The sequence below is a fragment of the Streptomyces acidiscabies genome (assembly GCF_020010905.1).
GTDB lineage: Bacteria > Actinomycetota > Actinomycetes > Streptomycetales > Streptomycetaceae > Streptomyces > Streptomyces acidiscabies.
In genome coordinates, this window is sequence record NZ_JAGJBY010000001.1 from 2266518 (window position 1) to 2288761 (window position 22244).

The 22244-nt window shown below is 69.9% G+C and carries 20 protein-coding genes and 2 pseudogenes; 14 read left to right on the forward strand and 8 right to left on the reverse strand.

Translation table 11 applies throughout. The features are described 5' to 3' along the window. Window positions 1-77: 77 nt before the first annotated feature. From J8M50_RS10635 to J8M50_RS10675, 9 genes are all read left to right on the forward strand, one after another. Complete coding sequence (locus tag J8M50_RS10635; protein WP_010354854.1) at window positions 78-2207, forward strand: PhoH family protein; 2130 nt, start codon at window positions 78-80, stop codon at window positions 2205-2207. Window positions 2208-2219: 12 nt separating this feature from the next. Continuing rightward, the gene (gene ybeY / locus J8M50_RS10640) at window positions 2220-2717 is read left to right on the forward strand and encodes an rRNA maturation RNase YbeY (protein WP_010354853.1); all 498 of its coding nucleotides are present in this window, start codon (window positions 2220-2222) and stop codon (window positions 2715-2717) included. After that, entirely contained in the window at window positions 2714-4009 is a 1296-nt protein-coding gene (locus tag J8M50_RS10645; protein WP_010354852.1) for a hemolysin family protein, read from the forward strand. Before ybeY ends, J8M50_RS10645 begins: the two co-directional genes overlap by 4 nt. Continuing rightward, window positions 4006-4365 (forward strand): MmcQ/YjbR family DNA-binding protein, encoded by a 360-nt coding sequence (locus J8M50_RS10650; RefSeq protein ID WP_010354851.1) that lies wholly within the window; start codon window positions 4006-4008, stop codon window positions 4363-4365. The genes J8M50_RS10645 and J8M50_RS10650 overlap by 4 nt, the downstream gene beginning before the upstream one ends. An 11-nt stretch (window positions 4366-4376) precedes the next feature. After that, entirely contained in the window at window positions 4377-5774 is a 1398-nt protein-coding gene (locus tag J8M50_RS10655) for an SMI1/KNR4 family protein (protein ID WP_029184011.1), read from the forward strand. 20 nt (window positions 5775-5794) lie between these two features. Further along, window positions 5795-6148, forward strand: coding sequence for a cytidine deaminase-like protein (locus tag J8M50_RS10660; protein WP_010354849.1), 354 nt, complete (start codon window positions 5795-5797; stop codon window positions 6146-6148). A gap of 150 nt (window positions 6149-6298) precedes the next feature. Continuing rightward, window positions 6299-6772 carry a hypothetical protein gene (locus J8M50_RS10665; RefSeq protein WP_010354848.1) on the forward strand — a complete coding sequence of 158 codons (474 nt, stop codon included), beginning with the start codon at window positions 6299-6301 and terminating at the stop codon, window positions 6770-6772. 168 nt (window positions 6773-6940) lie between these two features. Continuing rightward, window positions 6941-8260: a beta-xylosidase gene (locus J8M50_RS10670; RefSeq protein WP_010354847.1), complete on the forward strand. Its 1320-nt coding sequence runs from the start codon at window positions 6941-6943 to the stop codon at window positions 8258-8260. Window positions 8261-8350: 90 nt separating this feature from the next. Then, window positions 8351-9331: a COG1470 family protein gene (locus J8M50_RS10675; protein ID WP_010354846.1), complete on the forward strand. Its 981-nt coding sequence runs from the start codon at window positions 8351-8353 to the stop codon at window positions 9329-9331. Window positions 9332-9413: 82 nt separating this feature from the next. Here J8M50_RS10675 and J8M50_RS10680 read toward each other — a convergent pair whose 3' ends face one another. After that, window positions 9414-9752: a P-II family nitrogen regulator gene (locus J8M50_RS10680; RefSeq protein WP_010354845.1), complete on the reverse strand. Its 339-nt coding sequence runs from the start codon at window positions 9750-9752 to the stop codon at window positions 9414-9416. Further along, window positions 9749-11047, reverse strand: coding sequence for an ammonium transporter (locus J8M50_RS10685; RefSeq protein WP_010354844.1), 1299 nt, complete (start codon window positions 11045-11047; stop codon window positions 9749-9751). The genes J8M50_RS10680 and J8M50_RS10685 overlap by 4 nt, the downstream gene beginning before the upstream one ends. A 174-nt stretch (window positions 11048-11221) precedes the next feature. Between J8M50_RS10685 and era the strand changes: the two genes are divergently transcribed. Next, the gene (gene era / locus J8M50_RS10690; protein ID WP_010354843.1) at window positions 11222-12184 is read left to right on the forward strand and encodes a GTPase Era; all 963 of its coding nucleotides are present in this window, start codon (window positions 11222-11224) and stop codon (window positions 12182-12184) included. A 33-nt stretch (window positions 12185-12217) separates the two neighbouring features. Here era and J8M50_RS10695 read toward each other — a convergent pair whose 3' ends face one another. The 3 genes from J8M50_RS10695 to J8M50_RS10705 all read right to left on the reverse strand — a co-directional run bounded on the left by J8M50_RS10695 (window position 12218) and on the right by J8M50_RS10705 (window position 14988). Beyond that, complete coding sequence (locus J8M50_RS10695; RefSeq protein ID WP_010354842.1) at window positions 12218-13516, reverse strand: GH1 family beta-glucosidase; 1299 nt, start codon at window positions 13514-13516, stop codon at window positions 12218-12220. Window positions 13517-13631: 115 nt separating this feature from the next. Then, window positions 13632-13898 (reverse strand): protealysin inhibitor emfourin, encoded by a 267-nt coding sequence (locus J8M50_RS10700; RefSeq protein ID WP_010354841.1) that lies wholly within the window; start codon window positions 13896-13898, stop codon window positions 13632-13634. A gap of 22 nt (window positions 13899-13920) precedes the next feature. Continuing rightward, entirely contained in the window at window positions 13921-14988 is a 1068-nt protein-coding gene (locus J8M50_RS10705) for a M4 family metallopeptidase (protein WP_010354840.1), read from the reverse strand. A 321-nt stretch (window positions 14989-15309) separates the two neighbouring features. Here J8M50_RS10705 and leuA point away from each other — a divergent pair, with 321 nt between their 5' ends. Together leuA and J8M50_RS10715 are read left to right on the forward strand one after the other, a co-directional pair. Further along, window positions 15310-17031 (forward strand): 2-isopropylmalate synthase, encoded by a 1722-nt coding sequence (gene leuA, locus J8M50_RS10710; protein ID WP_010354839.1) that lies wholly within the window; start codon window positions 15310-15312, stop codon window positions 17029-17031. A gap of 182 nt (window positions 17032-17213) precedes the next feature. Next, on the forward strand, window positions 17214-17909 hold the full coding sequence (locus J8M50_RS10715; protein ID WP_010354837.1) for a TerB family tellurite resistance protein: 696 nt from the start codon (window positions 17214-17216) through the stop codon (window positions 17907-17909). A 19-nt stretch (window positions 17910-17928) separates the two neighbouring features. Here J8M50_RS10715 and J8M50_RS10720 read toward each other — a convergent pair whose 3' ends face one another. Then, window positions 17929-19005: a hypothetical protein gene (locus tag J8M50_RS10720; RefSeq protein ID WP_010354836.1), complete on the reverse strand. Its 1077-nt coding sequence runs from the start codon at window positions 19003-19005 to the stop codon at window positions 17929-17931. Window positions 19006-19246: 241 nt separating this feature from the next. Further along, window positions 19247-19753: pseudogene (locus J8M50_RS10725) on the reverse strand (SigE family RNA polymerase sigma factor); the annotation flags it as partial. 73 nt (window positions 19754-19826) lie between these two features. Here J8M50_RS10725 and J8M50_RS10730 point away from each other — a divergent pair. After that, window positions 19827-20233, forward strand: a pseudogene (locus tag J8M50_RS10730) (protein-tyrosine phosphatase family protein). On the opposite strand, the gene J8M50_RS10735 reads toward J8M50_RS10730, so the two are convergent. Beyond that, the gene (locus J8M50_RS10735) at window positions 20230-21441 is read right to left on the reverse strand and encodes an MFS transporter (protein WP_010354833.1); all 1212 of its coding nucleotides are present in this window, start codon (window positions 21439-21441) and stop codon (window positions 20230-20232) included. The pseudogene J8M50_RS10730 and the gene J8M50_RS10735 sit on opposite strands and share 4 nt — an antisense overlap. Window positions 21442-21488: 47 nt before the next feature. On the opposite strand from J8M50_RS10735, the gene recO reads away from it, so the two are divergent. Further along, window positions 21489-22238: a DNA repair protein RecO gene (gene recO / locus J8M50_RS10740; RefSeq protein ID WP_010354832.1), complete on the forward strand. Its 750-nt coding sequence runs from the start codon at window positions 21489-21491 to the stop codon at window positions 22236-22238. Window positions 22239-22244 lie beyond the last annotated feature (6 nt).

Here is a 22244-nt window from a genome sequence, read left to right on the forward strand (position 1 = left end):
ACTCTTGAAATCGCCAGGCCGCCCTTGTGGCAGGCGAGACGTGTTCGGGAGGACGTAGAGGCCCTACGGGCCGGACTATGACGCAGACACCCACGGCCAAGGCCCCCGCGCAGGGGCAGGCGAGAGCACAGTTCACCGTTCCCGCCCAGCACCCCATGGTGTCGTTGCTGGGATCAGGCGACTCCCTACTGCGCGTGATAGAGACGGCCTTCCCGGCGGCCGACATCCATGTCCGGGGCAATGAGATCAGCGCGGTCGGGGACGTACGGGAAGTCGCCCTGATCCAGCGTCTGTTCGACGAGATGATGCTGGTGCTCCGCACCGGGCAGCCGATGACGGAGGACGCGGTGGAACGCTCGATCGCCATGCTGCGGGCGAGTGAGAACGGGACGAGCGACGGCCAGGAGACCCCGGCCGAGGTGCTCACGCAGAACATCCTGTCCTCGCGGGGCCGCACGATCCGCCCCAAGACCCTCAACCAGAAGCGCTACGTCGACGCGATCGACAAGCACACGATCGTCTTCGGCATCGGCCCCGCCGGCACCGGCAAGACGTACCTGGCCATGGCGAAAGCCGTCCAGGCGCTCCAGTCCAAGCAGGTCAACCGCATCATCCTGACCCGCCCCGCGGTAGAGGCGGGCGAACGCCTCGGCTTCCTCCCGGGCACCCTGTACGAAAAGATCGACCCGTACCTGCGCCCCCTGTACGACGCCCTCCACGACATGCTGGACCCCGACTCGATCCCGCGCCTGATGGCAGCGGGGACGATCGAGGTGGCGCCGCTGGCATATATGCGGGGACGCGCGCAGCCTGTGTTCACCAACGTCCTCACACCGGACGGCTGGCGCCCCATCGGTGACCTTGAGGTCGGTGACCTGGTCATCGGCTCCAACGGCGAACCCACCCCGGTTCTGGGCGTCTACCCGCAGGGTGAGAAGGACGTCTACCGTGTCACGGCTCAGGACGGCTCCTGGACCCTGGCCTGCGGCGAGCACCTGTGGACCGTCCGCGCGCGCGACGACAAGCGCCGTGACAAGCCGTGGCGGGTCCTGGAGACGCAGGAGATGATCGGCAACCTGCGCGCGGCGCACGCGCGCCGGTACGAGCTGCCGATGCTGACGGCGCCGGTGTGCTTCCCGGAGCAAGAGGTCCCCATGGACCCGTACGCGCTGGGACTGTTGCTGGGCGACGGCTGCCTGACCGGCTCCACGACGCCGTCCTTCGCCACGGAGGACCCCGAACTGGCGGTCGCCCTGGAATCGGTCCTGCCCGGAGTGCGGGTACGGCACAAGGGTGGGCCGGACTATGTCCTCAACCGGATCAAGTCCCCCGGGGACGTCGTCACGCTGGAGAACCCGGTCACCCGCGTCCTGCGTGAACTGGACCTCCTGCGGACGCGTTCACACACCAAGTTCGTGCCGGACAGCTACCTGTACAACTCCGCCGAGATTCGGCTCGCGGTGCTTCAGGGACTGCTGGACTCCGACGGCGGCCCGGTCACGCAGAAGGACCGGACGTGCCGTATCCAGTACTCGACGACGTCGATCATGCTCCGCGACGACGTGATCGCCCTCGTCCAGTCGCTCGGCGGGGTCGCGTACACACACCGCCGCATGGCTGAGGGACGTGAGCAGGGGAGCGCGCTGGGTGCGCACCGCCACGACGCCCACGTCATCGACATCCGCCTCCCCGAAGACATCGAACCCTTCCGCCTCGCCCGCAAGCGCGACAAGTACCTCGCGGCCGGAGGCGGCGGACGTCCGATGCGGTTCATCGACTCGATCGAACCGGCGGGCCGGGAGGAGACGGTCTGTATCCAGGTGGCGGCGGAGGACTCGCTGTACGTCACCACGGACTACCTGCTCACCCACAACACGCTGAACGACGCCTTCATCATCCTCGACGAGGCCCAGAACACCTCCGCCGAGCAGATGAAGATGTTTCTGACGCGGCTCGGGTTCGACTCGAAGATCGTTATTACCGGGGACGTGACGCAGGTCGACCTGCCTAGCGGGACCAAGAGCGGGCTGCGGCAGGTGCAGGACATTCTGGATGGGGTCGACGACGTGCACTTCGCGCGGTTGTCGTCGCAGGATGTCGTCCGGCACAAGCTGGTGGGCCGTATCGTCGACGCGTACGAGAAGTACGACAGCGAGAACGGTACGGACAACGGCGGCCACAAGGGCGGCCGGCCCAAGCGGAAGTAGCAGAACAGCGCCATGTCGATCGACGTCAACAACGAGTCCGGAACCGAAGTCGACGAGCAGGCGGTCCTCGACATCGCCCGCTACGCGCTGGCGCGGATGAGGATCCACCCGCTGTCCGAGCTGTCGGTGATCGTCGTGGACGCCGACGCGATGGAGCAGCTGCACATCCAGTGGATGGACCTGCCCGGCCCGACGGACGTGATGTCGTTCCCGATGGACGAGCTGCGCCCCCCGGCGAAGGACGACGAGGAGCCCCCGCAGGGGCTGCTAGGGGACATCGTGCTGTGCCCGGAGGTCGCGAAGAAGCAGGGTGAGGAAGCGCCGACGCAGCACTCCATGGACGAGGAGCTCCAGCTCCTGACGGTCCACGGGGTGCTGCACCTGCTGGGCTACGACCACGAGGAGCCCGACGAGAAGGCCGAGATGTTCGGCCTCCAGGCGGCGATCGTGGACGGCTGGCGGGCCGAGAAGGGCATCACCGGCCCCTCTCCCGCGCCGACCGTCTCATGAGCGTCCAGCTCATCGGCGGTGCCGTCGCGCTGGTCGTCGTCGCCTGGCTCGCCGCCTGCGCGGAGGCGGGCCTCGCGCGCGTGTCCAGCTTCCGCGCGGAGGAGGCCGTCAAGTCGGGCCGCCGGGGCAGCGCGGGGCTCGCGCAGGTCGCGGCCGACCCGACCCGCTATCTGAACGTCGCCCTGCTGGTCCGGGTGGCCTGCGAGATGGCGGCTGCCGCGCTCGTGACGTACGCCTGTCTCCAGGACTTCGACCGGACGTGGGCGGCGCTGCTCACCGCGATCGGCGTGATGGTCCTCGTCTCGTACGTCGCGGTCGGCGTTTCCCCGCGCACGATCGGCCGCCAGCATCCGCTCAACACGGCCACTGCGGCGGCGTACGTCCTGCTGCCGCTGGCCCGGATCATGGGCCCGATCCCGTCGCTGCTGATCCTCATCGGCAACGCGCTCACCCCCGGCAAGGGGTTCAGGCGCGGCCCGTTCGCCTCCGAGGCGGAGCTGCGCGCGATGGTCGACCTCGCGGAGAAGGAGTCGCTGATCGAGGACGACGAGCGCCGGATGGTGCACTCCGTCTTCGAGCTGGGCGACACCCTCGTACGGGAGGTCATGGTCCCCCGGACCGACCTCGTGGTCATCGAGCGCTACAAGACGATCCGTCAGGCGCTCACCCTGGCGCTGCGGTCCGGGTTCTCCCGGATACCCGTCACCGGGGAGAGCGAGGACGACATCGTCGGCATCGTCTACCTCAAGGACCTCGTCCGCAGGACGCACATCAGCCGCGACGCCGAGTCCGCCCTCGTCTCCACGACCATGCGGCCCGCCGCGTTCGTCCCCGACACGAAGAACGCGGGTGACCTGCTGCGCGAGATGCAGCAGGAGCGCAACCACGTCGCCGTCGTCATCGACGAGTACGGGGGTACGGCCGGGATCGTCACCATCGAGGACATCCTGGAGGAGATCGTCGGCGAGATCACCGACGAGTACGACCGTGAGCTGCCCCCTGTGGAGGACCTGGGTGACGACCGGCACCGGGTCACCGCGCGCCTCGACATCACGGACCTGGGCGAGCTGTACGGACTTGAGGAGTACGACGACGAGGACGTCGAGACGGTCGGCGGGCTCCTCGCGAAGGCGCTGGGGCGGGTGCCGATCGCCGGTGCCTCCGCGGTCGTACGCCTTCCGGACGACCGGACGCTGCGGCTGACCGCCGAGGCGGCTGCCGGGCGGCGGAACAAGATCGTGACCGTGCTGGTGGAGCCCGTCGGGGACGACCCCGAGAAGGAGTCGGCGTGACCCCGGAGCAACTCCGTTCCCTGTGCCTGTCGTTCAACGCGTCCGTCGAGGACTTCCCGTTCTCGCCGGAGGTCTCCGTCTTCAAGGTCTGCGGCAAACTGTTCGCGTTGAGCTGGATGGACGCCGTACCCCTGAAGGTCAACCTCAAGTGCGACCCTGACGACGCTGTACGCCTCCGGGGGGAGTACCCAGGGGTGATCACTCCCGGGTATCACATGAACAAACGGCACTGGAACACGGTCGATCTGGCGGCCGGTCTTCCGGAGCGGTTGGTGCGGGAGCTGGTGGAGGACTCGTACGACCTTGTCGTGGCCGGTCTGCCGAGGGCGGAGCGGTTGCGGCTGGACCGGCCCTAGGGGGCTCCGCTTTGTCCGCGCTGTATGAATTCGCTTCCTGGGAGCCGCTGTTGAGGCTTGTGCGGGAGAGCAACCCGAAGCGGCTCGCCGCCCCCGAGGGGTATGTGAAGGGGCACATCGGGCAGGGCTCGTGGAGCGTGCCGCTGCGCCGGGTGTACCCGCCGCCGGGGCAGGCGGCCCAGGTGTCGGACAACCAGGCGGAGTGGGACGCCGTCGAGCCGCTGCGCGCGGCGGTCGTCGCGGCCGGGGTCGAGCGGGTGTCGTTCCTCGTCCAGTGCACGGCCGAAGGGGCCACGACGCTGCGGCTGTTCGGGACGGGGCCCGACGTCGAGCCCGGGGCCGGCGGGCCGCAGGGCGGGACGATGATCCTCGCGGACGGCGCCGTGCCCGAGCCGTGGCGCAGGCTGCCCGAGCCGGCGCCGGACGCGGTGCCGGCGCCGTCGGCCGACGCGGGCGAGCTGGAACGGGTGCTGCGGGAACGGCTTCCCGACGCGATCGGGGCCACCGAAGAGGAGATCGCGGCGGCCGAGGCGCGGCTGGGTGTCGTCCTTCCGGAGGAGGTGAAGGCCCTCTACAGGGTGACGCGGGCCAGGTGGGAGGACTGGAGCACGGACGATGACTACGCGGCGTCCCGGCACCACTGCGAGTCGGTGGGCTTCGAACTCTTCGGGCTGGAGCACGTGTTCGTCGCCGACGCCGAACACCGGGCGACGCCCTGGGAGTTCGCGGCGATGGAGGCCGTTGCGACCAGGGCCGACGACGCGGTGCAGCGGCTCGCCGGATCGCCGGGGTGGATCACCATCGGGGACAACGGCGGGGGTGACGGGATCGTCGTCGACCTGACGCCGGGGCCGCGCGGTCACCTGGGGCAGGTCATCCTGCTGAGCCACGAGGAGGACATGGGCGGGGTGCTGCTCGCCGGCTCCCTCACCGAGCTGATCGTGGACGGTGAGCGGGAGGAGGAGTACCGCGAGCGGGACGAGCTGCCCGAGATCGCCCGCATCAACCGGTACGCCGGGACGAGCGTCGAGGCTGTCGCCGGCCCGGCGCTCGAAGTGCTCTCCTTCGGTGTGTGGGACGGCGAACCGTTCAGCCTGGCCCCCGTGCTGGGCCTCCCGCGCCTGCGCACCCTCACGGCGTACCCGGGTACCCTCGCCGACCCCGCGCAGCTCGCCGGCCTCCCCGCCCTGGAGTACCTCCGCCTCCCCTACGAGGACTGGCGCACCCTCCTGGATGCGGACGCGGTCCCGGGCACCCTGCTGGCGGCGTCCATCGAAACGAACGGCGGCGGCCCCGACCACCACCCCCTCGCCCTCGTAGCCCTCACGTACGAGATCCTCACCCTCTTCGACCGCTCGGTGCTCCCGGTGGCGGTACTGGAGGGCGACCTGGGCCCGGCTCCGGCCTGAGCCGCTCGTATGCTCTGACCATGACCGACACCACCTCCCTCGACCCCGAGGACCGCAAGATCGTCACCCTGGCCCGTTCCGCTCGGGCCCGTAACGGTGTTCCGGAGGGGGCGGCCGTGCGGGACGGGACGGGGCGGACGTATGTCGCGGCGACGGTGGAGCTGCCGTCGCTGAAGCTCAGCGCGCTGCGTACGGCCGTGGCGATGGCGGTGGCGTCCGGCGCCGAGTCGCTGGAGGCCGCGGCTGTCGTGACCGGTGAGGGAGAAGTTGCCGACGAGGACCTCGCCGCCGTGCGGGACCTGGGGGGCGTGGGGACACCCGTGTTGGTGGCGGGGCCCGACGGGACCGTACTGCGGACTCTCGCCGTTGGCTGAAAAGGGGCCTTGCCCTCGCTCGTCTCCCACGCATCAATGGAGCCGTTGATTCCGACGGGCCGTCAGATCTCCTCACCGGGGCCGGAGTCCGCACCCTCCCGCCCCGATCGGCCGTCCGTCTCTCCCCCCCCGGAAGGAGCCGGAAACTCCATGAGAGGCAAGCGAATCGGATCAGGTGCGGCACTGCTGGCCGGGGCCCTCGCGGTCACCGGGCTGGCGCTCGCTCCCACGGCTGTCGCCGTGAGCCCCACGACGGCGACGTTCACCGCCAGTTGCGGCATCTTCGGCGGTGGCTCGGCCACCCTCACGGCGACCCAGAACGGGACCGCCGCCACCCTCACCCTGTCCACGGCGGCGGTCAAGGCGCCGCTCCCGATCGGCGCGAACAGCATCAACTCCACGCTCACGATGACGAATTCGACGGGTGCGAACCGGGTCTTCACCGGTAACGCGAACCCGGCGATGGCCATCAACGACCCGATCACCGTCGGCCCGCTGAACGGCACCGTCGCCTCGGGCGACAGCCTGGACATCTTCGGCGGCGGCCTCACGATGGTCGTCTTCGGCGTCACGGTCACCTGTACGGCGACCGGCCACCAGTCCGCGCCGTTCGTCTACAGCTGAACCCTCGCACCTGCGAAGTGAGTTGACGGTCTGTCAGTTCTGTAGCTGACCGACCGTCAGCTTTGTCCGCCGAGTCCATTGACTTCTTCGGCCGCCTCCACGTCAATGCCCCCTGTCGGCGCAGAAGAGCCGCTGCGCCTTCACCCCAAGAAGGAGGGGGCACCACCCATGGGTCGCACACCCACCCGAAGACGGCGTCTGGTCTCACTGCTCGGGACGGCCGCGCTCGCGCTCGGCGCGGGCGGCGCGCTCGCCGGCCCCGCGTCGGCCGCGACGAACGTCGACTTCCCCACCCACTGCATCCCCCCGGCGGTCGCCGGGATACCGCCGATCGACGGCACCACCACCGCGAAGATCGCCGTCGACAACACGTCGCCCAAGGTCGGCGACACCGTCAACGTCACCTACACGGTGGTCACTCCGGCCGCCGGCAACCCCACCGACCTGGCTCTCCCGGCCGACATCATGACCCCGACCGGGAAGGTCACCCTCGGCGGCGCCCAGAGCGGCAGCTTCACGGTCGCCGGGCCCAAGAAGAACGATCCGGTGCCCGGCCGGGCGCCCTTCCCGTCGTTCTCCATGTCCGGGTCGTTCACCGTGACCGCGCCCGGCGCGATCACCCTCTCGCCCGGCGACTACAACATCCACACCAGCTACATCCTGGAGCTGGACACGCCCTGCACCGTCACCAGCCCGCCCGCACCGACCTCGGAGACGGTCACCGCCACGGCCAACCCGCCCGCCAACACCCGGACGATCTCGCTGAGTTCGGCAACGGGCGCGCCGGGTACGGCAGTTACCGTCAGCGGCAGCAACTTCACCGCCGGCGCGAGCGTCACGCTGGCCGGGCGCGCGGGGGCGAGCCAGACGCAGGACACGGCGACCGTGACCGCCAACTCCAGTGGCGCGATCAGCGGTTCGCTCACCGTCAACGACCTGACCACCACCGGGATCGTCGCCTACGAGGGTGGCGCCTGGTCCGACACGAAGGGGGCTGGGCCGGCCGCGTACGTCGTCGTCAACGACACGCCCGTACCGCCCGGCAGCCAGAAGCTCACCGCCACCGTCAAGGCCGGGACGCTCGCCATGTCCCAGGCCGGTGACTCGGTCGCGCTCTCCGCCGTCGACTTCGGCAGCGGCAACGCGTCCACCGGTGCGCTCCAGACCGTCACCGTCAAGGACTTCCGCGGGGGTCCCGCGGGGTGGTCCCTGACCGGGAAGGTCACCGACTTCACCGGGCCCGGCGCCAAGATCGCGGCGGGCAAGCTGAGTTGGACACCTTCCTGTGCCACCAAGGTGGGCTCGCCCAGCACGTGTCAGGCGGGCAGCGCCGGCGCTGTCGGCAGTGCGGGCGCGACTCTCGCGTCCACGCCCGACGCGGCCGGAGCCGGCGGCGAGTTCACCGCTGGCGCGCAACTCTCCCTCGACGTACCGGCGTTCACGCCTCCGGGCAGCTACGCCGGCGTCCTCACCCTGACGCTGACCTGAGCGCCGGGTTCTGACGGCCGGGCGTCCACCCCACTGGTCCGCATCCGCCCGACCGTCCAACTTCCCTTCGCACCAGGGGGGTTCGTCTCCATGCGGAAGCTCTTCGGGCTTGTCCCGGTTCTGCTCCTCCTGTTGTTGCCGGCTCCGGCTCGGGCCGCCGACAACGGGAGTTGGTCCGTCTATCCGGCGTCCACGGCTGTCGCGGCGCGGCCGTACTTCTTCGTCTCCGCCGATCCTGGGCGTACCGTCCGGGACAAGGTCGTCATCGCCAACAAGACCGACCAGGCCATGAAGTTCCGGCTCTACGCGGCCGATGCGTACAACACCGCCCGCGATGGTGGCTTTGCCGTCAAGTCGGTCGGCGAGAAGATGCTCGGCGTCGGGGCGTGGGCGAAGCTTCCCGGCAGTTCCGTCAGCGTGCCGGCTCGGGGGACTGTCACGGTGCCGTTCGCGATCGAGGTGCCTGAAGGCGCCGAGCCCGGTGATCATCCCGGGGCGATCGTGGCGCTTGACGAGAAGGTCGAGAAGGGTGGGGGAGGGGTCGCGCTCGGGGTTCAGCGGGCGGTCGGGGCGCGGGTGTATTTGCAGGTCACGGGGGTTTCACTGCGGGCGCTCGCCGTGGAGGACGTCCGGATCGCTCAGGATCGTCCGCTGGTTCCGGGGTTCGGGGACAGTACGGCGACCGTCTCGTACACGCTGCACAACACGGGGAATGTGACGCTGGATCCCCGGGTGCGGTTGAAGGCGACGGGGTTGTTCGGACGTACGCTGCTGAGTCGTGAACTGACGAAGGTGCCGGCGGAGTTGTTGCCGGGGCAGCGGGTTCGGTTGAGTGAACGGTGGGGCGGCGCACCGCAGTTGGATCGAGGCCGGGTGACGTTGACGGCTAGCGCCACGGGGACGGAGGAGAAGGGGAGTACGTCGTTCTTGGCGGTGCCGTGGGCTGCGGTGGGGGCGGCTGTGGGGGTTCTTGTAGGAGCCGGGGTGCTGCTCAAATGGCGGCGTAGCCGCCCTCTGGGGGCGCGGGGAACTGCGCGACCAGCCACTGTCGAGCCGCAGAAGGCCGTCTAGCGGGTGCGGCACCGTCGTGGCTTGTCGCGCAGTTCCCCGCGCCCCTAAAAGCAAAAGCACACAGCGAACCCGGCGCTAAGACCTACAGCGCGTCCGGGCCCCGTTCGCCCGTCCTCACCCTCACCACCGTCTCCACCGGCACCGCCCACACCTTCCCGTCCCCGATCTTCCCCGTCTGCGCCGCCTTCACGATCGCCTCGATCGCCGGCTCCACATCCGCGTCCTCCACCACCAACTCGATCCGCACCTTCGGCACCAGATCGATCTGGTACTCCGCCCCCCGATACACCTCCGTGTGCCCCCGCTGGCGCCCGTACCCACTCGCCTCCGTCACGGTCAGACCATGGATGCCGAGTTCTTGCAGCGCCGTCTTGACCGCATCGAGGCGGTACGGCTTGACGATCGCGGTGATGAGCTTCATGCGGGCGGTGTCACCTTCTGGATGGAGTGCGAGATGGGCGCACCGTGGCCGAGGACGCCGTGATCGTATGCGGTCTCGGCGTGCACCGTAAGGTCCAGGCCCGTGTGCTCGTGGTCCTCGTCAGCCCGGAACCCCATGACCTTGTCGATGAGCTTGCCGATGCCGTACGTCACTCCGAAGGCGTACCCGGCTACGACCACGACCGCCAGGGCCTGCTTGCCGAGCTGGGTGAGGCCACCCCCGTACAGGAGACCCGTCGTACCCCCGGTCAACTCGCTCGCGGCGAAGACGCCGATGAGGAGCGTGCCGATCACCCCGCCGACGAGGTGCACGCCGACGACGTCCAGCGAGTCGTCGTAGTCGAACCTGAACTTCCAGCCCACGGCGTACGAGCAGACGACCCCCGCCGCGAGCCCGATGACCAGCGCGCCGAGGAGGGAGACCGACCCGCAGGACGGGGTGATCGCGACGAGCCCGGCGACCGCGCCGGACGCCGCGCCCAGCGTCGTGGGGTGGCCGTCGCGCCGCTGCTCGACGAAGAGCCAGCCCAGCAGGCCGGTGCAGCCGGCGGCCAGGGTGTTGAGGAACGCGGCGGCGGCGAGGCCGTTCGCGCCGAGCGCGGACCCGGCGTTGAAGCCGAACCAGCCGAACCAGAGGAGACCGGCACCGAGGACGACCATGGGGAGGTTATGGGGACGCATGGCATCTTTTTTGAACCCCAGCCGAGGCCCCACGACGATCGCGAGGGCCAGTCCGGACGCCCCGGAGGTGATTTCCACCGGCAGTCCGCCCGCGAAATCCAGCGCTCCCAGCCTTTCCAAAATCCACCCGCCGGGCCCCCAGACCCAGTGCGCGACCGGAACGTATACGAGCAGCGTCCACACGGGGACGAATACCAGCCACGCCCCGAACTTCGCGCGGTCCGCGATCGCGCCACTGATCAGCGCGGCCGTGATGATTGCGAAGGTCAGCTGGAAGGTGGCGAACAGGAGGGTCGGTACGGTGCCCTGGACGCTGTCCGGGGTGATACCGGCCATCCCCGCGTGCGCGAGGCCGCCGATCAGGCCCGCGCCGGTGTCCTCGCCGAAGACCAGGGAGTAGCCGGCGACGAGCCAGACGACCGTCACGAGGGCGATCGACACGAAGCTCATCATCAGCATGTTGAGGACGCTCTTCGTGCGGACCATGCCGCCGTAGAACAGGGCCAGGCCCGGGGTCATCAGCAGGACGAGGGCGGTCGCGGCGAGCAGCCAGGCGGTGTCGCCGGTGTTCACCTGTGCGGCGGCGAGGGGCACGGGGGTCTCCAACGGGGTCGGGGCTCGTCAGAGGGTCACCGGTTCCGGTTTCCGGCCGCGTACGGATGTGTTTCCGGGGAGTTTCGTTGCGGATGGGTTTCCGGAAACTCACCGTGGGGGTGGCCGGCCGCTCGTGTGTGCGGCGGTGCTTCGTGGATCAGGGAGAATGGGGGTATGAGCGTTCGTTCCCAGTCATCCTCGCCGTCCGAGAAGTCGGGCGGCGCCGCCCACCGTGCGGGCTTCGCGTGCTTCGTGGGGCGTCCCAACGCGGGCAAGTCCACCCTCACGAACGCTCTCGTCGGGAAGAAGGTGGCGATCACCTCCAACCGGCCGCAGACGACCCGGCACACGGTGCGCGGCATCGTCCACCGCGAGGACGCGCAGCTGATCCTCGTCGACACCCCTGGCCTGCACAAACCCCGGACCCTGCTCGGGGAGCGGCTCAACGACGTCGTGCGGACGACGTGGGCGGAGGTCGACGTCATCGGGTTCTGCCTGCCCGCGAACGAGAAGCTCGGCCCCGGTGACCGGTTCATCGCCAAGGAGCTCGCCGGGATCAAGCGCACGCCCAAGGTCGCCGTCGTCACGAAGACGGACCTCGTCGACTCCAAGACCCTCGCCGAGCAGCTCATCGCGATCGACCTGCTCGGCAAGGAGCTGGGGATCGAGTGGGCGCAGATCGTGCCGGTGTCGGCGGTCGCGGGCCAGCAGGTCGAGCTGCTCGCCGACCTCCTCGCGCCGATGATGCCGGAGAGCCCCCCGCTCTACCCCGAGGGCGACCTCACGGACGAGCCCGAGCAGGTCATGGTCGCCGAGCTGATCCGCGAGGCGGCCCTCGAAGGCGTCCGGGACGAGCTGCCGCACTCCATCGCCGTCGTCGTCGAGGAGATGCTCCCCCGCGAGGACCGCCCCGCCGACAAGCCCCTCCTCGACATCCACGCGAACATCTACATCGAGCGCTCCAGCCAGAAGGGCATCATCATCGGCCCCCAGGGCCGCCGCCTGAAGGACGTGGGCATCAAGTCCCGCAAGCAGATCGAGGCCCTCCTCGGTACGCCGGTCTTCCTCGACCTGCACGTGAAGGTCGCGAAGGACTGGCAGCGGGACCCGAAGCAGCTCCGGAAGCTGGGCTTCTAAAGACGGAGTACCGGAGAGCTACGGGTCCTGCCTTCAGCGCTGGGCCCGTAGTGCGTTCCGGTACCACCCGTACGACGCCTTCGGCGTCCTCTCCTGCGTCGCGTAGTCCACGTGCACCAGCCCGAAGCGGCGGGCGTAGCCCTCGGCCCACTCGAAGTTGTCGAGGAGGGACCAGACGAAGTAGCCGCGTACATCCACCCCCGCCTCCAACGCCTTGTGCAGGGCCTGGATGTGGGTCGCGTGGTACGTGATGCGGGACTGGTCGTCGAGGCCCTCGTAGGAGCAGCCGTTCTCCGTGATGACGATCGGGGGGAGCTTGTCGGCGTAGCGGGACTTGAAGGTGGTGAGGAGTTCCGTGAGGGCCTCCGGGACCACCGGCCAGCCGAAGTCCGTGGTCGGGACGCCCTCGATCTGCCGTACGGAGAAGGGGAGTTCGGCCGGCATCGTGACGCCGCCGAAGTTGATCTCCTCGCCCTGGGGCGCGCCGACCCGGGTGGGGGCGTAGTAGTTGATGCCGTACCAGTCGAGGGGCTCGGAGATGATCTTGAGGTCCGCCGAGACGTCGCCCGGCATCAACTCGCCCAGGCCGTCCGGGTATTCGCCCAGCAGGACCGGCTCCGCGAAGAGCCGGTTGAGGAGCGTGTCGTAGAAGGCCGCCGCCTCGATGTCGGCCTGGTCGTCCGACGAAGGCCACGTCGGGCCATGGGAGTTGGTGATCGCGACATCGGTCGCACCGGCCGCGCGCAGGGCCTGGACCGTGAGCCCGTGGGCCAGGAGCTGGTGATGGGCGACCGGGAGCGCGTCGAAGAGGAGCTGCTTGCCGGGCGCGTGCGTGCCGAGCGCGTGGCCGAGCAGGGTGTGTTCGGCGGGCTCGTTGAGGGTGATCCACTTCTGTACGCGGTCCCCGAGGCGCCCGGCGACGACGGCCGCGTGCTCCGCGAGCCGGGACGCGGTGTCGCGCTCCAGCCAGTCCAGGCCGACGGGGAGGTCCCAGTGGAAGAGGGTGGGGACGGGACGCACCCCCGCCGCGAGGAGTTCGTCCACCAGCCGGTCGTAGAAGTCCAGCCCGCCCGGCGACTCGACGCGCGGCCACGACACGGAGAACCGGTACGCGTCCACCCCGAGCCCGGCGAGCAGCGCGACGTCCTCCCGGTACCGGTTGACGTGATCGCAGGCGACGTCGGCCGTGGACCCGTCCTTCACCCCGGAGAACTCGTCCCACACCGAGGGCCCCCGCCCCCCGGCCCCCTCGATCTGATGCGCCGAAGTCGACACTCCCCAGAGGAAGTTCGCCGGGAACTGAGGTATCGCGTTACCTGCGTCAATCGCCATGCGCGGATCATCCGTACCGACGGGTAGGGAAGTCAACGCCCTGACGGAGAACAGGAGAACGGGAGAGGCGTCCCGGAATCCCCCGTCCGGAACGCCCCTCTCTTACGGCCCTCCCTTAAGCCCCTTCCTTCAACACCCTGGAGATCAGCGTCCGTTGCTCCTCGGTCAGCTGAGGGTCGGCCGCGTACACGGTCTTGCCGTCCACCGTGATCTCGTAGCTGAACCCGTCCGGCACCCCGACCGGGCGTACCGTCCGCGCGCAGGCCACCGCCTGTTCCGCGAGGGTGTGCCACTCGGCCGCGTCGGGGCGGCCGGCCGTGTCGAGCTGCGCGTACCGTTCGATGCCGGCGAAACCGCCGGTGCGTCGCACCTGAATCCGCATGGAGCCCTGTCTAGTACAGAACTCAGGTGGTCGACACCCCGACTTGGCCCCATGCGCCGAGGAGGGCCTTGTGAACGTCGCCGTCGCCGTAGCGGGCCTTCGCGGCGGCGGCCGTGAGCTTCGCGAAGTCCGTGAAGCGGGCGTCCGTCGCCAACTCCCCGCCCGTCAGCACGTCGTACCAGACCTGACCAGCCTTCTCCCAGGCGTTGCCGCCGAGTTCGGTGGCGAAGAGGTAGAACGCGTGGTTGGGGATACCGGAGTTGATGTGGACGCCGCCGTTGTCGCGGCTGGTCTTCACGTAGTCGGCCATGGTCGCGGGCTGCGGGTCCTTGCCGAGGACGTCGTCGTCGTACGCGGTGCCCGGCGCCTTCATGGAGCGCAGGGCCTCGCCGCGGTCGATCGCCGGGCCGAGGAGGCCGGCGCCGATGAGCCAGTCGGCCTGGTCGGCGGTCTGCCCGAGGGCGTACTGCTTGATGAGGGAGCCGAAGACGTCGGAGACGGACTCGTTGAGCGCGCCGGACTGGCTGTAGTACTCCAGGTTGGCGGTGAACTGGGTGACGCCGTGGGTGAGTTCGTGCCCGATGACGTCGACCGGGATGGTGAAGTCGAGGAACAGCTCCCCGTCCCCGTCGCCGAACACCATCTGCTGGCCGTCCCAGAACGCGTTGTCGTAGTCGCGGTCGTAGTGGACGGTCGCGTCGAGCGCGAGCCCGCTGCCGTCGATGGAGTCACGGCCGTACGCGTTGAGGTACAGGTCGAACGTCGCGCCGAGCCCGGCGTACGCGCGGTTGACGGTGGCGTCCTGGCCCGGCTCGGAGCCCTCGGCGCGTACCTCGGTGCCGGGCAGGTCGGTGGTGTGGCCGGCGTCGTAGATGGTGCGCTTCGGCTTGCCGGTGCCGGCGGCGGGCGCGGCGGCGATCAGACCGCGCTCGATGGTGAGCCGGCGGCGGGTGCGCTGGAGGGAGTCGCGCTCCAGCGTGCGCGCGACCCGGTCGGCGATGGACGCGTCCTCGTGGCGGGCCACGTGGTCCAGGACGTGTGGCGGAATGATGGTGCAGAAGACGGGCTCGAAGCCCCCGTGGTGAGTCATGTCGGGCACCTTGGCACTGAGTCACGCGCCTGTCACTACCCGCAACCATGATTGGTGAAATACCCCCACATAGGGATGTGAATGATTCCGCTGTGTGGTACGGCGCACGTTTCGTACCGTTCGTCCCACCGGTCCCGCATACTGGGACGGAGCCGCGCCCCACCAGCGCCTCCGTTAGAGTGCAGAGCACTATGCGTTTCGGGCTGCTTCTCCTTAGCTGCCGCGGCGAGGGCCTGTAAAGAAGGCCGACTCCCTCCCCGCGGAGCTTGGTGGTGCGTGTCGGCCGGTTCATCCGGACCCCCTTGAGGAGCCTGAATCCCCATGGCGAATCGCCAGCAGCCCAGCCAGATGCCGATCCACAAGTACGGCCGGTACGACCAGGTCGACATCTCCGACCGCACCTGGCCCGAGCAGCGGATCACCACCGCCCCCCGCTGGCTCTCCACCGACCTGCGGGACGGCAACCAGGCCCTGATCGACCCGATGTCGCCCGAGCGCAAGCGCCGGATGTTCGACCAGCTGGTCAAGATGGGCTACAAGGAGATCGAGGTCGGCTTCCCGGCCTCCGGACAGACCGACTTCGACTTCGTGCGCTCGATCATCGAGGAAGAGGGCGCGATCCCGGACGACGTGACGATCTCCGTCCTGACCCAGGCCCGCGAGGACCTGATCGAGCGGACCGTCGAGTCCCTGAAGGGCGCCAGGCGCGCGACCGTCCACCTGTACAACGCGACCGCGCCGGTCTTCCGCCGCGTCGTCTTCCGCGGCTCCAAGGACGACATCAAGCAGATCGCCGTCGACGGCACCCGCCTGGTGATGGAGTACGCGGAGAAACTGCTGGGCCCCGAGACCGAGTTCGGCTACCAGTACTCCCCGGAGATCTTCACCGACACCGAGCTGGACTTCGCGCTGGAGGTCTGCGAGGCGGTCATGGACGTCTACCAGCCCGGCCCGGGCCGCGAGATCATCCTCAACCTGCCTGCCACCGTTGAGCGTTCGACCCCCTCCACGCACGCCGACCGCTTCGAGTGGATGGGCCGCAACCTCTCCCGCCGCGAGCACGTCGTCCTGTCCGTCCACCCGCACAACGACCGCGGTACGGCCGTCGCGGCGGCCGAACTGGCGCTGATGGCCGGCGCCGACCGCATCGAGGGCTGCCTCTTCGGCCAGGGCGAGCGCACCGGCAACGTCGACCTGGTCACGCTGGGCATGAACCTCTTCTCCCAGGGCGTCGACCCGCAGATCGACTTCTCCGACATCGACGAGATCCGTCGTACGTGGGAGTACTGCAACCAGATGGAGGTCCACCCGCGCCACCCGTACGTGGGCGACCTGGTCTACACGTCCTTCTCCGGCTCCCACCAGGACGCCATCAAGAAGGGCTTCGACGCGATGGAGGCCGACGCCGCCGCCAAGGGCGTCACCGTCGACGACATCGAGTGGGCCGTGCCGTACCTGCCCATCGACCCCAAGGACGTGGGGCGTTCGTACGAGGCCGTCATCCGCGTCAACTCGCAGTCCGGCAAGGGCGGTATCGCGTACGTCCTGAAGAACGACCACAAGTTGGACCTGCCGCGCCGGATGCAGATCGAGTTCTCGAAGCTGATCCAGGCGAAGACCGACGCCGAGGGCGGCGAGGTCACCGGCGGCGACATCTGGTCCGTCTTCCGCGACGAGTACCTGCCCAACCCCGAGAACCCGTGGGGGCGGATGCAGCTCAAGGCCGGCCAGTCGACCACCGACAAGGACGGCGTGGACACGCTGACCGTCGAGGCCGAGGTCGACGGCGTGGAGACGACTCTGGTCGGCACCGGCAACGGTCCGATCTCGGCCTTCTTCCACGCGCTCCAGGGCATTGGCATCGACGTACGCCTGCTGGACTACCAGGAGCACACGATGAGCGAGGGCGCGTCCGCGCAGGCCGCCTCCTACATCGAGTGCGCCGTCGGTGACAAGGTCCTGTGGGGTATCGGCATCGACGCGAACACGACCCGCGCGTCCCTGAAGGCGGTCGTCTCCGCCGTCAACCGCGCGACGCGGTAACTCACCCGGCTGTGCCGGAGGCCCGGGCCGTCCTGTGCGACGGTCCGGGCTCCGGCGTATATCGGCCATTTCCGGGTGCAGATCACGAGAAGGTCTCGTCGAAGGTGCTGACTACACCTGTCCGATGTGGCTAACATCACGCAGACGTGGCGATGGGGCCGCGCTGGTGACGGAGGTGCGACGTGCTGCCAGGACCGGGACGAGACAGCCGGGCCACCGGGGTTGCCCGCATCCTGGGGACCCGTACCGCGTGGACGCCCGTCGGGGACGGGGAGTTCTTCTGTCCCGGGTGCGGCGGGGACCGCAACTACCAGCGGCTGACCGGGCGTCGGCGGTTCACGTGCCTGGGGGTACCCGTACTGCCTCGGGGTGAGACCGGGCCCGTCGTCGAGTGCGCCGCCTGCCGTCGGCACTTCCCCATCGACGTCCTCGACCATCCCACCACCACGCGGTTCTCCGCGATGCTCCGCGACGCCGTCCACACGGTCGCTCTCGCGGTCCTCTCGGCGGGGGGTACGTCGTCCCGTACGGCCCTGGAGACGGCCACCGCCGCCGTCCGTGCCGCCGGGTTCCAGGACTGTACGGGGGAGCAGCTCGTGGCGCTCGTGGAGGCGGTCGCCGCGGACACCGGGCGGGCGTACGGGACGCCCTGCGGGCCGGGGCTGGCCATAGAGCTGCACGAGGCGCTCGACCCCCTCGCGCCCCATCTCGCCGCCGTGGGGCGGGAGTCCATCCTCTTGCAGGGCGCGCGGATCGCCCTCGCGGACGGGCCGTACACGCCCGCCGAGCGGGAGACGCTGGCGACCGTGGGGGTGGCGTTGAGTATCGGGGCGGAGGATGTGACGCGGCTGCTGGCGGCTGCGCGGACGCCGTCGTAGTCCTCGCGGGGTACAGGTATCAGGGCAGGGTGTGTTCGTACGTCGTGTCCGTGTCCGAGTCGTAGACCAGCCTCCCGCTGGAGTCGTACCCCTTGAGGTGGGGGGCTCGGGTCACCTGGCGGTCCAGGACGCCGGTCGCCACGTACCAGCCGTGGTCCAGGGCTGCTTCTACGGGGGTACTCGTACCGTACGAGGCGGTTACCCGGGTGACCTTTGCCGGGATGTACGTGCCGATGACTCCCCAGCGGAAGGGGAGTTTCCAGTTGCCCCGGTCGAGGAACGACTGCTGGTAGAGCTTGCTGTTGATGTCCGGGTAGACCAGCGGGACGGGTTCGTTCTCGTCGGTGCCGCTGCTGTTGACGCCCTCGGCTCTGCCGTTCCGCAGGGTGCAGATCAGGCGGACCGGGGTCGGCTTCTCCTTGACGGCGACGACGTAGATGCCGTCGCCGGGGGAGTTGGAGTCGCCGGTGCTGGGGATGGCCAGGATGATCCGGTACTCCGAGGCTTCGCCCGGGCCCTCCTCGCCGGGCTGGGCGCCTGAGCGGTCGTAGGCCAGGCATTTTTCGAGGCCGTCGGCGGCTTGGGGGAAGGTGATGCCGGCGACTAGTTGGGCGGGGGTGGCTGGGGGGGTGGGGCCTTGGGGGGTGGCGGGGGGTGAGGCGTACGAGGAGCTGCTGTCCGGGGTGCCGGAGTCCTCAGCCGGAGGTCCCGCCACGACCGTGTCGGCCTGGTCCCCCCGGACCACGGTCCACGTCGCCACCGGCGCGACCCCGAGCGCCACGATCACCGCACCCGCCACGGCGAGCCGCCGCCTGCGCTCCACCACACCCCGCCGCCGGATCGCCGGGTACGGCACGGGCGAGGGGCTGATGGCGTACGCATCCTCGGCGAGCAACTCCCGTACCCACTCCTCGGTTTCACCGTCCCCGGCGTCTTTGGCGAGCGGCCCTCGCGCTCCGGTGTCACCGCCCCCGGCGTCCTCCCCGAGCAGCCCCCATACCCACTCCTCGTCCTCGCCGCCCCCGCCCTCCGCGAGCAACTCCCACTCCTCGCCGTCCCCGGCGTCCTTCCGTCGTCCGTCCTGCTCACCGCTCATCGCCGGTTCCTTTCTGAAGTGTCGGGGTGGGGGACAGGGGGCGAGGGCCGAGGGGAGCCGAGGTGGGGTGGGTGCGTGTCGCGGGTGAGATGGCCGGCCGTTCCTGAGAGCCGGCGCAGGCGGACGCGTCAGCTTCCGGCGTCGTCTGCCCGGACGCCGGTCGGGTGGGCCCACCCCCGTGGGACCCACCCCCCGACGCCGCCGCCCCCGGCCCGGACGCCCGCAGGGAGGGTCCACCCCCGTGGGGCCCACCCCCCGGCGTCCGGGCCAGCCCTGGATGTGACCGCAGCTTCGCCAGGCCCTTCGACGCCTGGCTCTTCACCGTGCCCTGGGAGCAGCCCAGTACCTCGGCGACCTCGGATTCGGAGAGGTCCTCCCAGTAGCGCAGGACGACCACCGCCCGCTGGCGGTCGGGGAGTTCGGCGAGGGCGGTGAGGAGGGGGCCGCGGTCCTCGACGGGGTGGTCGGCGTAGGCGACCGTGTCGGGCGGCGCCGCTGTCAGCGACTCCCGTACCCGGCGCTTGCGGAAGCGGTCGTTGTTGCAGGTGACGAGCATGCGACGGACGTACGCCTCCGGGCTGTCCGCCCGCGAGACCCGCCGCCAGGACCGGTACGCCTTGGCCAGGGCGGTCTGCGTCAGATCCTCCGCGTGGTGCGGGTCCCCCGTCAGCAGGTACGCCGTCCGCACGAGCCGCGTCCACCGCGCCCGCACGAACTCCTGGAACTGCTCTTCCAGCTCGTCACGCATCAGGTAACTCCTCCTCGCCCCCCAGACCACACAGAACGCGAAAAGGGTTGCCCGGCCGGGAAAGAATCGTCGGATGGAGATCTGGAAGAGGGACACACCGGGCGTACTGGAACTGCCGTCGGGCCGACGGATACGGGGGAGAGGACTACGGAACCCCTTCCCGGAGACGGCCCCCACCCCCACGTACGGCCTCTATCTCCTCGGCAGCCCGCCACCACCCCACAACTGGCCCTCCCGATGGGTCCGTTGGCCGGACTTCCGGCTGCCGAAGGACCGGCGGGACGCGCGGGAGGCGTTCACGGAGGCGTGGCACAGGGCTGGGGAGGAGCGCGTCGAGGTGGCGTGCGGGGGAGGGCGGGGGCGTGCCTGGCCGTCCTGGACGGCGTACCGGCGGACGAGGCCGTGGAGTTCGTGCGCCGGAACTATCGCCGAAGGGCCGTGGAGACGCCCTGGCAGAGCCGGTACGTACGCCGGTTCTAGCCCGCGACCTTCTCCGCCCCCACCGCCGCCCTCCCAACCCCCCGCAGCATCACCGGAGTTGCCAGCAGTACCACCCCCGCCACCCCCAGTGCCGTCCGTGTCCCCGTCACCCCCGCGACCACCCCCCACAGCGCCGTCAGCGACGCGATGCCCGCCTTCGTGCTCACCGACCACGCCGACAGGACCCGTGTCACGCGGTCGGACGGTGTCGACTCCAGGCGGAAGGTGGAGAGGACCGTGTTGTAGGCGGCGGAACAGATGATCAGCCCGAACTCGACCAGCATGATCAGTGCCACCCCCGCCACCCCGGTCCCCACGAACGCGAGGCCCACCGGCCAGCACGCCCGCAGCGCGCCGGACCACAGCAGCATCCGGCGTCGCCCCCACCGGGGCACCAGCCTGCGGGCGAGCCGGGAGCCGATGAGTCCGCCGATGCACGGTACGGCGAAGGCGAGCGCGTACTGCCAGGGCGGGAGGCCGAGTTCGCCCAGCATGAGGACCGCGAGGAGCGGGGCGCCGGCCATGATCAGGCCGTTGACCACCATCGCGTTGAGGAGCAGGGGGCGCAGCACGGGGTGCGCGAGGATGTACCGCCAACCCTCCAGCAGCTCACGCCAGTTGAGCGCGGGCGCCTTCGAGGGCCGGGGCTCCTCGCCGCGCACCCTCGCCAGCCCCAGCGCCGACAGCAGGAAGCTCACCGCGTTCGCGATCACCGTCACGACCGGCCCCACCACCCCGATCGCCGCACCCCCGAGCGGCGGACCCACCATCGTCGCCGTCCACATCGTCGACTCGAACCGCCCGTTGGCCGCGAGCAACTGGTCTTTCGGCACGAGCCACTTGACGAACGCCCCGCTCGCCGAGGTGAACGTGATGTCGGCGGCGGCGACCACCACCGACACCAGCAGCAACTGCGCGAACCCCAGCACCCCGAGCGCGTACGCGAGCGGCAGGCTGAGCAGCGCCACGCACCGGACGAGGTCCATCGCGACCATCACGGGCCGCTTGCGCCGGTACTCCACCCACGGCCCCAGCGGCACCGCCGTGAGCGCCCCCACGGCCGGCCCCACCGCAGCCAGCGCCGACACGGCCGCCGGACTCGCGTCCAGCGCCAGCACGGCGATCATCGGAAACGCGTCGAACGCCAGCCACGTACCGAACACACTGACCGCGTAGGCCCCCCACAACCACCGGAAGTCCCGCCCCACCAACGCCCCCGCCCTTCAGAAAAGCCGCTCGATGCGAGAATGGACCCATGAGCCTGTTCCGCGACGACGGCATCGTCCTACGCACCCAGAAACTGGGCGAAGCGGACCGGATCATCACCTTGCTCACGCGCGGCCATGGCAGGGTACGCGCAGTCGCCCGGGGCGTGCGGCGGACAAAATCGAAGTTCGGGGCGCGTCTGGAACCTTTCTCGCACGTCGATGTGCAGTTCTTTACCCGGGGGAGTGAACTGGTCGGCCGGGGGCTGCCGTTGTGCACGCAGAGCGAGACCATCGCTCCGTACGGTGGCGGGATCGTGAGTGACTACGCGCGGTACACCGCCGGGACGGCCATGCTGGAGACGGCCGAGCGGTTCACGGACCACGAGGGGGAGCCGGCGGTGCAGCAGTACCTGCTCCTCGTGGGCGCGCTCAGGACGCTGGCCCGGGGCGAGCACGCCCCGCACCTCATCCTCGACGCGTTCCTGCTGCGCTCGCTCGCCGTCAACGGCTACGCCCCCAGCTTCGGCGACTGCGCCAAGTGCGGACTCCCGGGCCCCAACCGGTTCTTCTCCGTCGGGTCCGGCGGCTGCATCTGCGTCGACTGCCGCGTCCCCGGCAGCGTCGTACCCTCCCCGCAGACCTTGGTCCTCCTGGGCGCGCTGCTTACGGGAGACTGGGAGGCGGCGGACGCGGCGGAGGCCCGGCACGTCAGGGAGGGCAGCGGGCTCGTGTCCGCGTATCTGCACTGGCACCTGGAGCGGGGGCTGCGCTCGCTCAGGTACGTGGAAAAAAGCTAGGGAGAC

Bases quoted from the DNA above. Each gene is read 5' to 3' on its own strand.
- era (WP_010354843.1), top strand. From the start codon at position 11,222: ATGAGCGTTCGTTCCCAGTCATCCTCGCCGTCCGAGAAGTCGGGCGGC.
- J8M50_RS10720 (WP_010354836.1), bottom strand. From the start codon at position 19,005: ATGAGCGGTGAGCAGGACGGACGACGGAAGGACGCCGGGGACGGCGAG.
- J8M50_RS10635 (WP_010354854.1), top strand. From the start codon at position 78: ATGACGCAGACACCCACGGCCAAGGCCCCCGCGCAGGGGCAGGCGAGA.
- J8M50_RS10645 (WP_010354852.1), top strand. From the start codon at position 2,714: ATGAGCGTCCAGCTCATCGGCGGTGCCGTCGCGCTGGTCGTCGTCGCC.
- J8M50_RS10660 (WP_010354849.1), top strand. From the start codon at position 5,795: ATGACCGACACCACCTCCCTCGACCCCGAGGACCGCAAGATCGTCACC.
- J8M50_RS10675 (WP_010354846.1), top strand. From the start codon at position 8,351: ATGCGGAAGCTCTTCGGGCTTGTCCCGGTTCTGCTCCTCCTGTTGTTG.
- J8M50_RS10695 (WP_010354842.1), bottom strand. From the start codon at position 13,516: ATGGCGATTGACGCAGGTAACGCGATACCTCAGTTCCCGGCGAACTTC.
- ybeY (WP_010354853.1), top strand. From the start codon at position 2,220: ATGTCGATCGACGTCAACAACGAGTCCGGAACCGAAGTCGACGAGCAG.
- J8M50_RS10700 (WP_010354841.1), bottom strand. From the start codon at position 13,898: ATGCGGATTCAGGTGCGACGCACCGGCGGTTTCGCCGGCATCGAACGG.
- recO (WP_010354832.1), top strand. From the start codon at position 21,489: ATGAGCCTGTTCCGCGACGACGGCATCGTCCTACGCACCCAGAAACTG.
- J8M50_RS10670 (WP_010354847.1), top strand. From the start codon at position 6,941: ATGGGTCGCACACCCACCCGAAGACGGCGTCTGGTCTCACTGCTCGGG.
- J8M50_RS10705 (WP_010354840.1), bottom strand. From the start codon at position 14,988: ATGACTCACCACGGGGGCTTCGAGCCCGTCTTCTGCACCATCATTCCG.
- J8M50_RS10665 (WP_010354848.1), top strand. From the start codon at position 6,299: ATGAGAGGCAAGCGAATCGGATCAGGTGCGGCACTGCTGGCCGGGGCC.
- J8M50_RS10680 (WP_010354845.1), bottom strand. From the start codon at position 9,752: ATGAAGCTCATCACCGCGATCGTCAAGCCGTACCGCCTCGATGCGGTC.
- leuA (WP_010354839.1), top strand. From the start codon at position 15,310: ATGGCGAATCGCCAGCAGCCCAGCCAGATGCCGATCCACAAGTACGGC.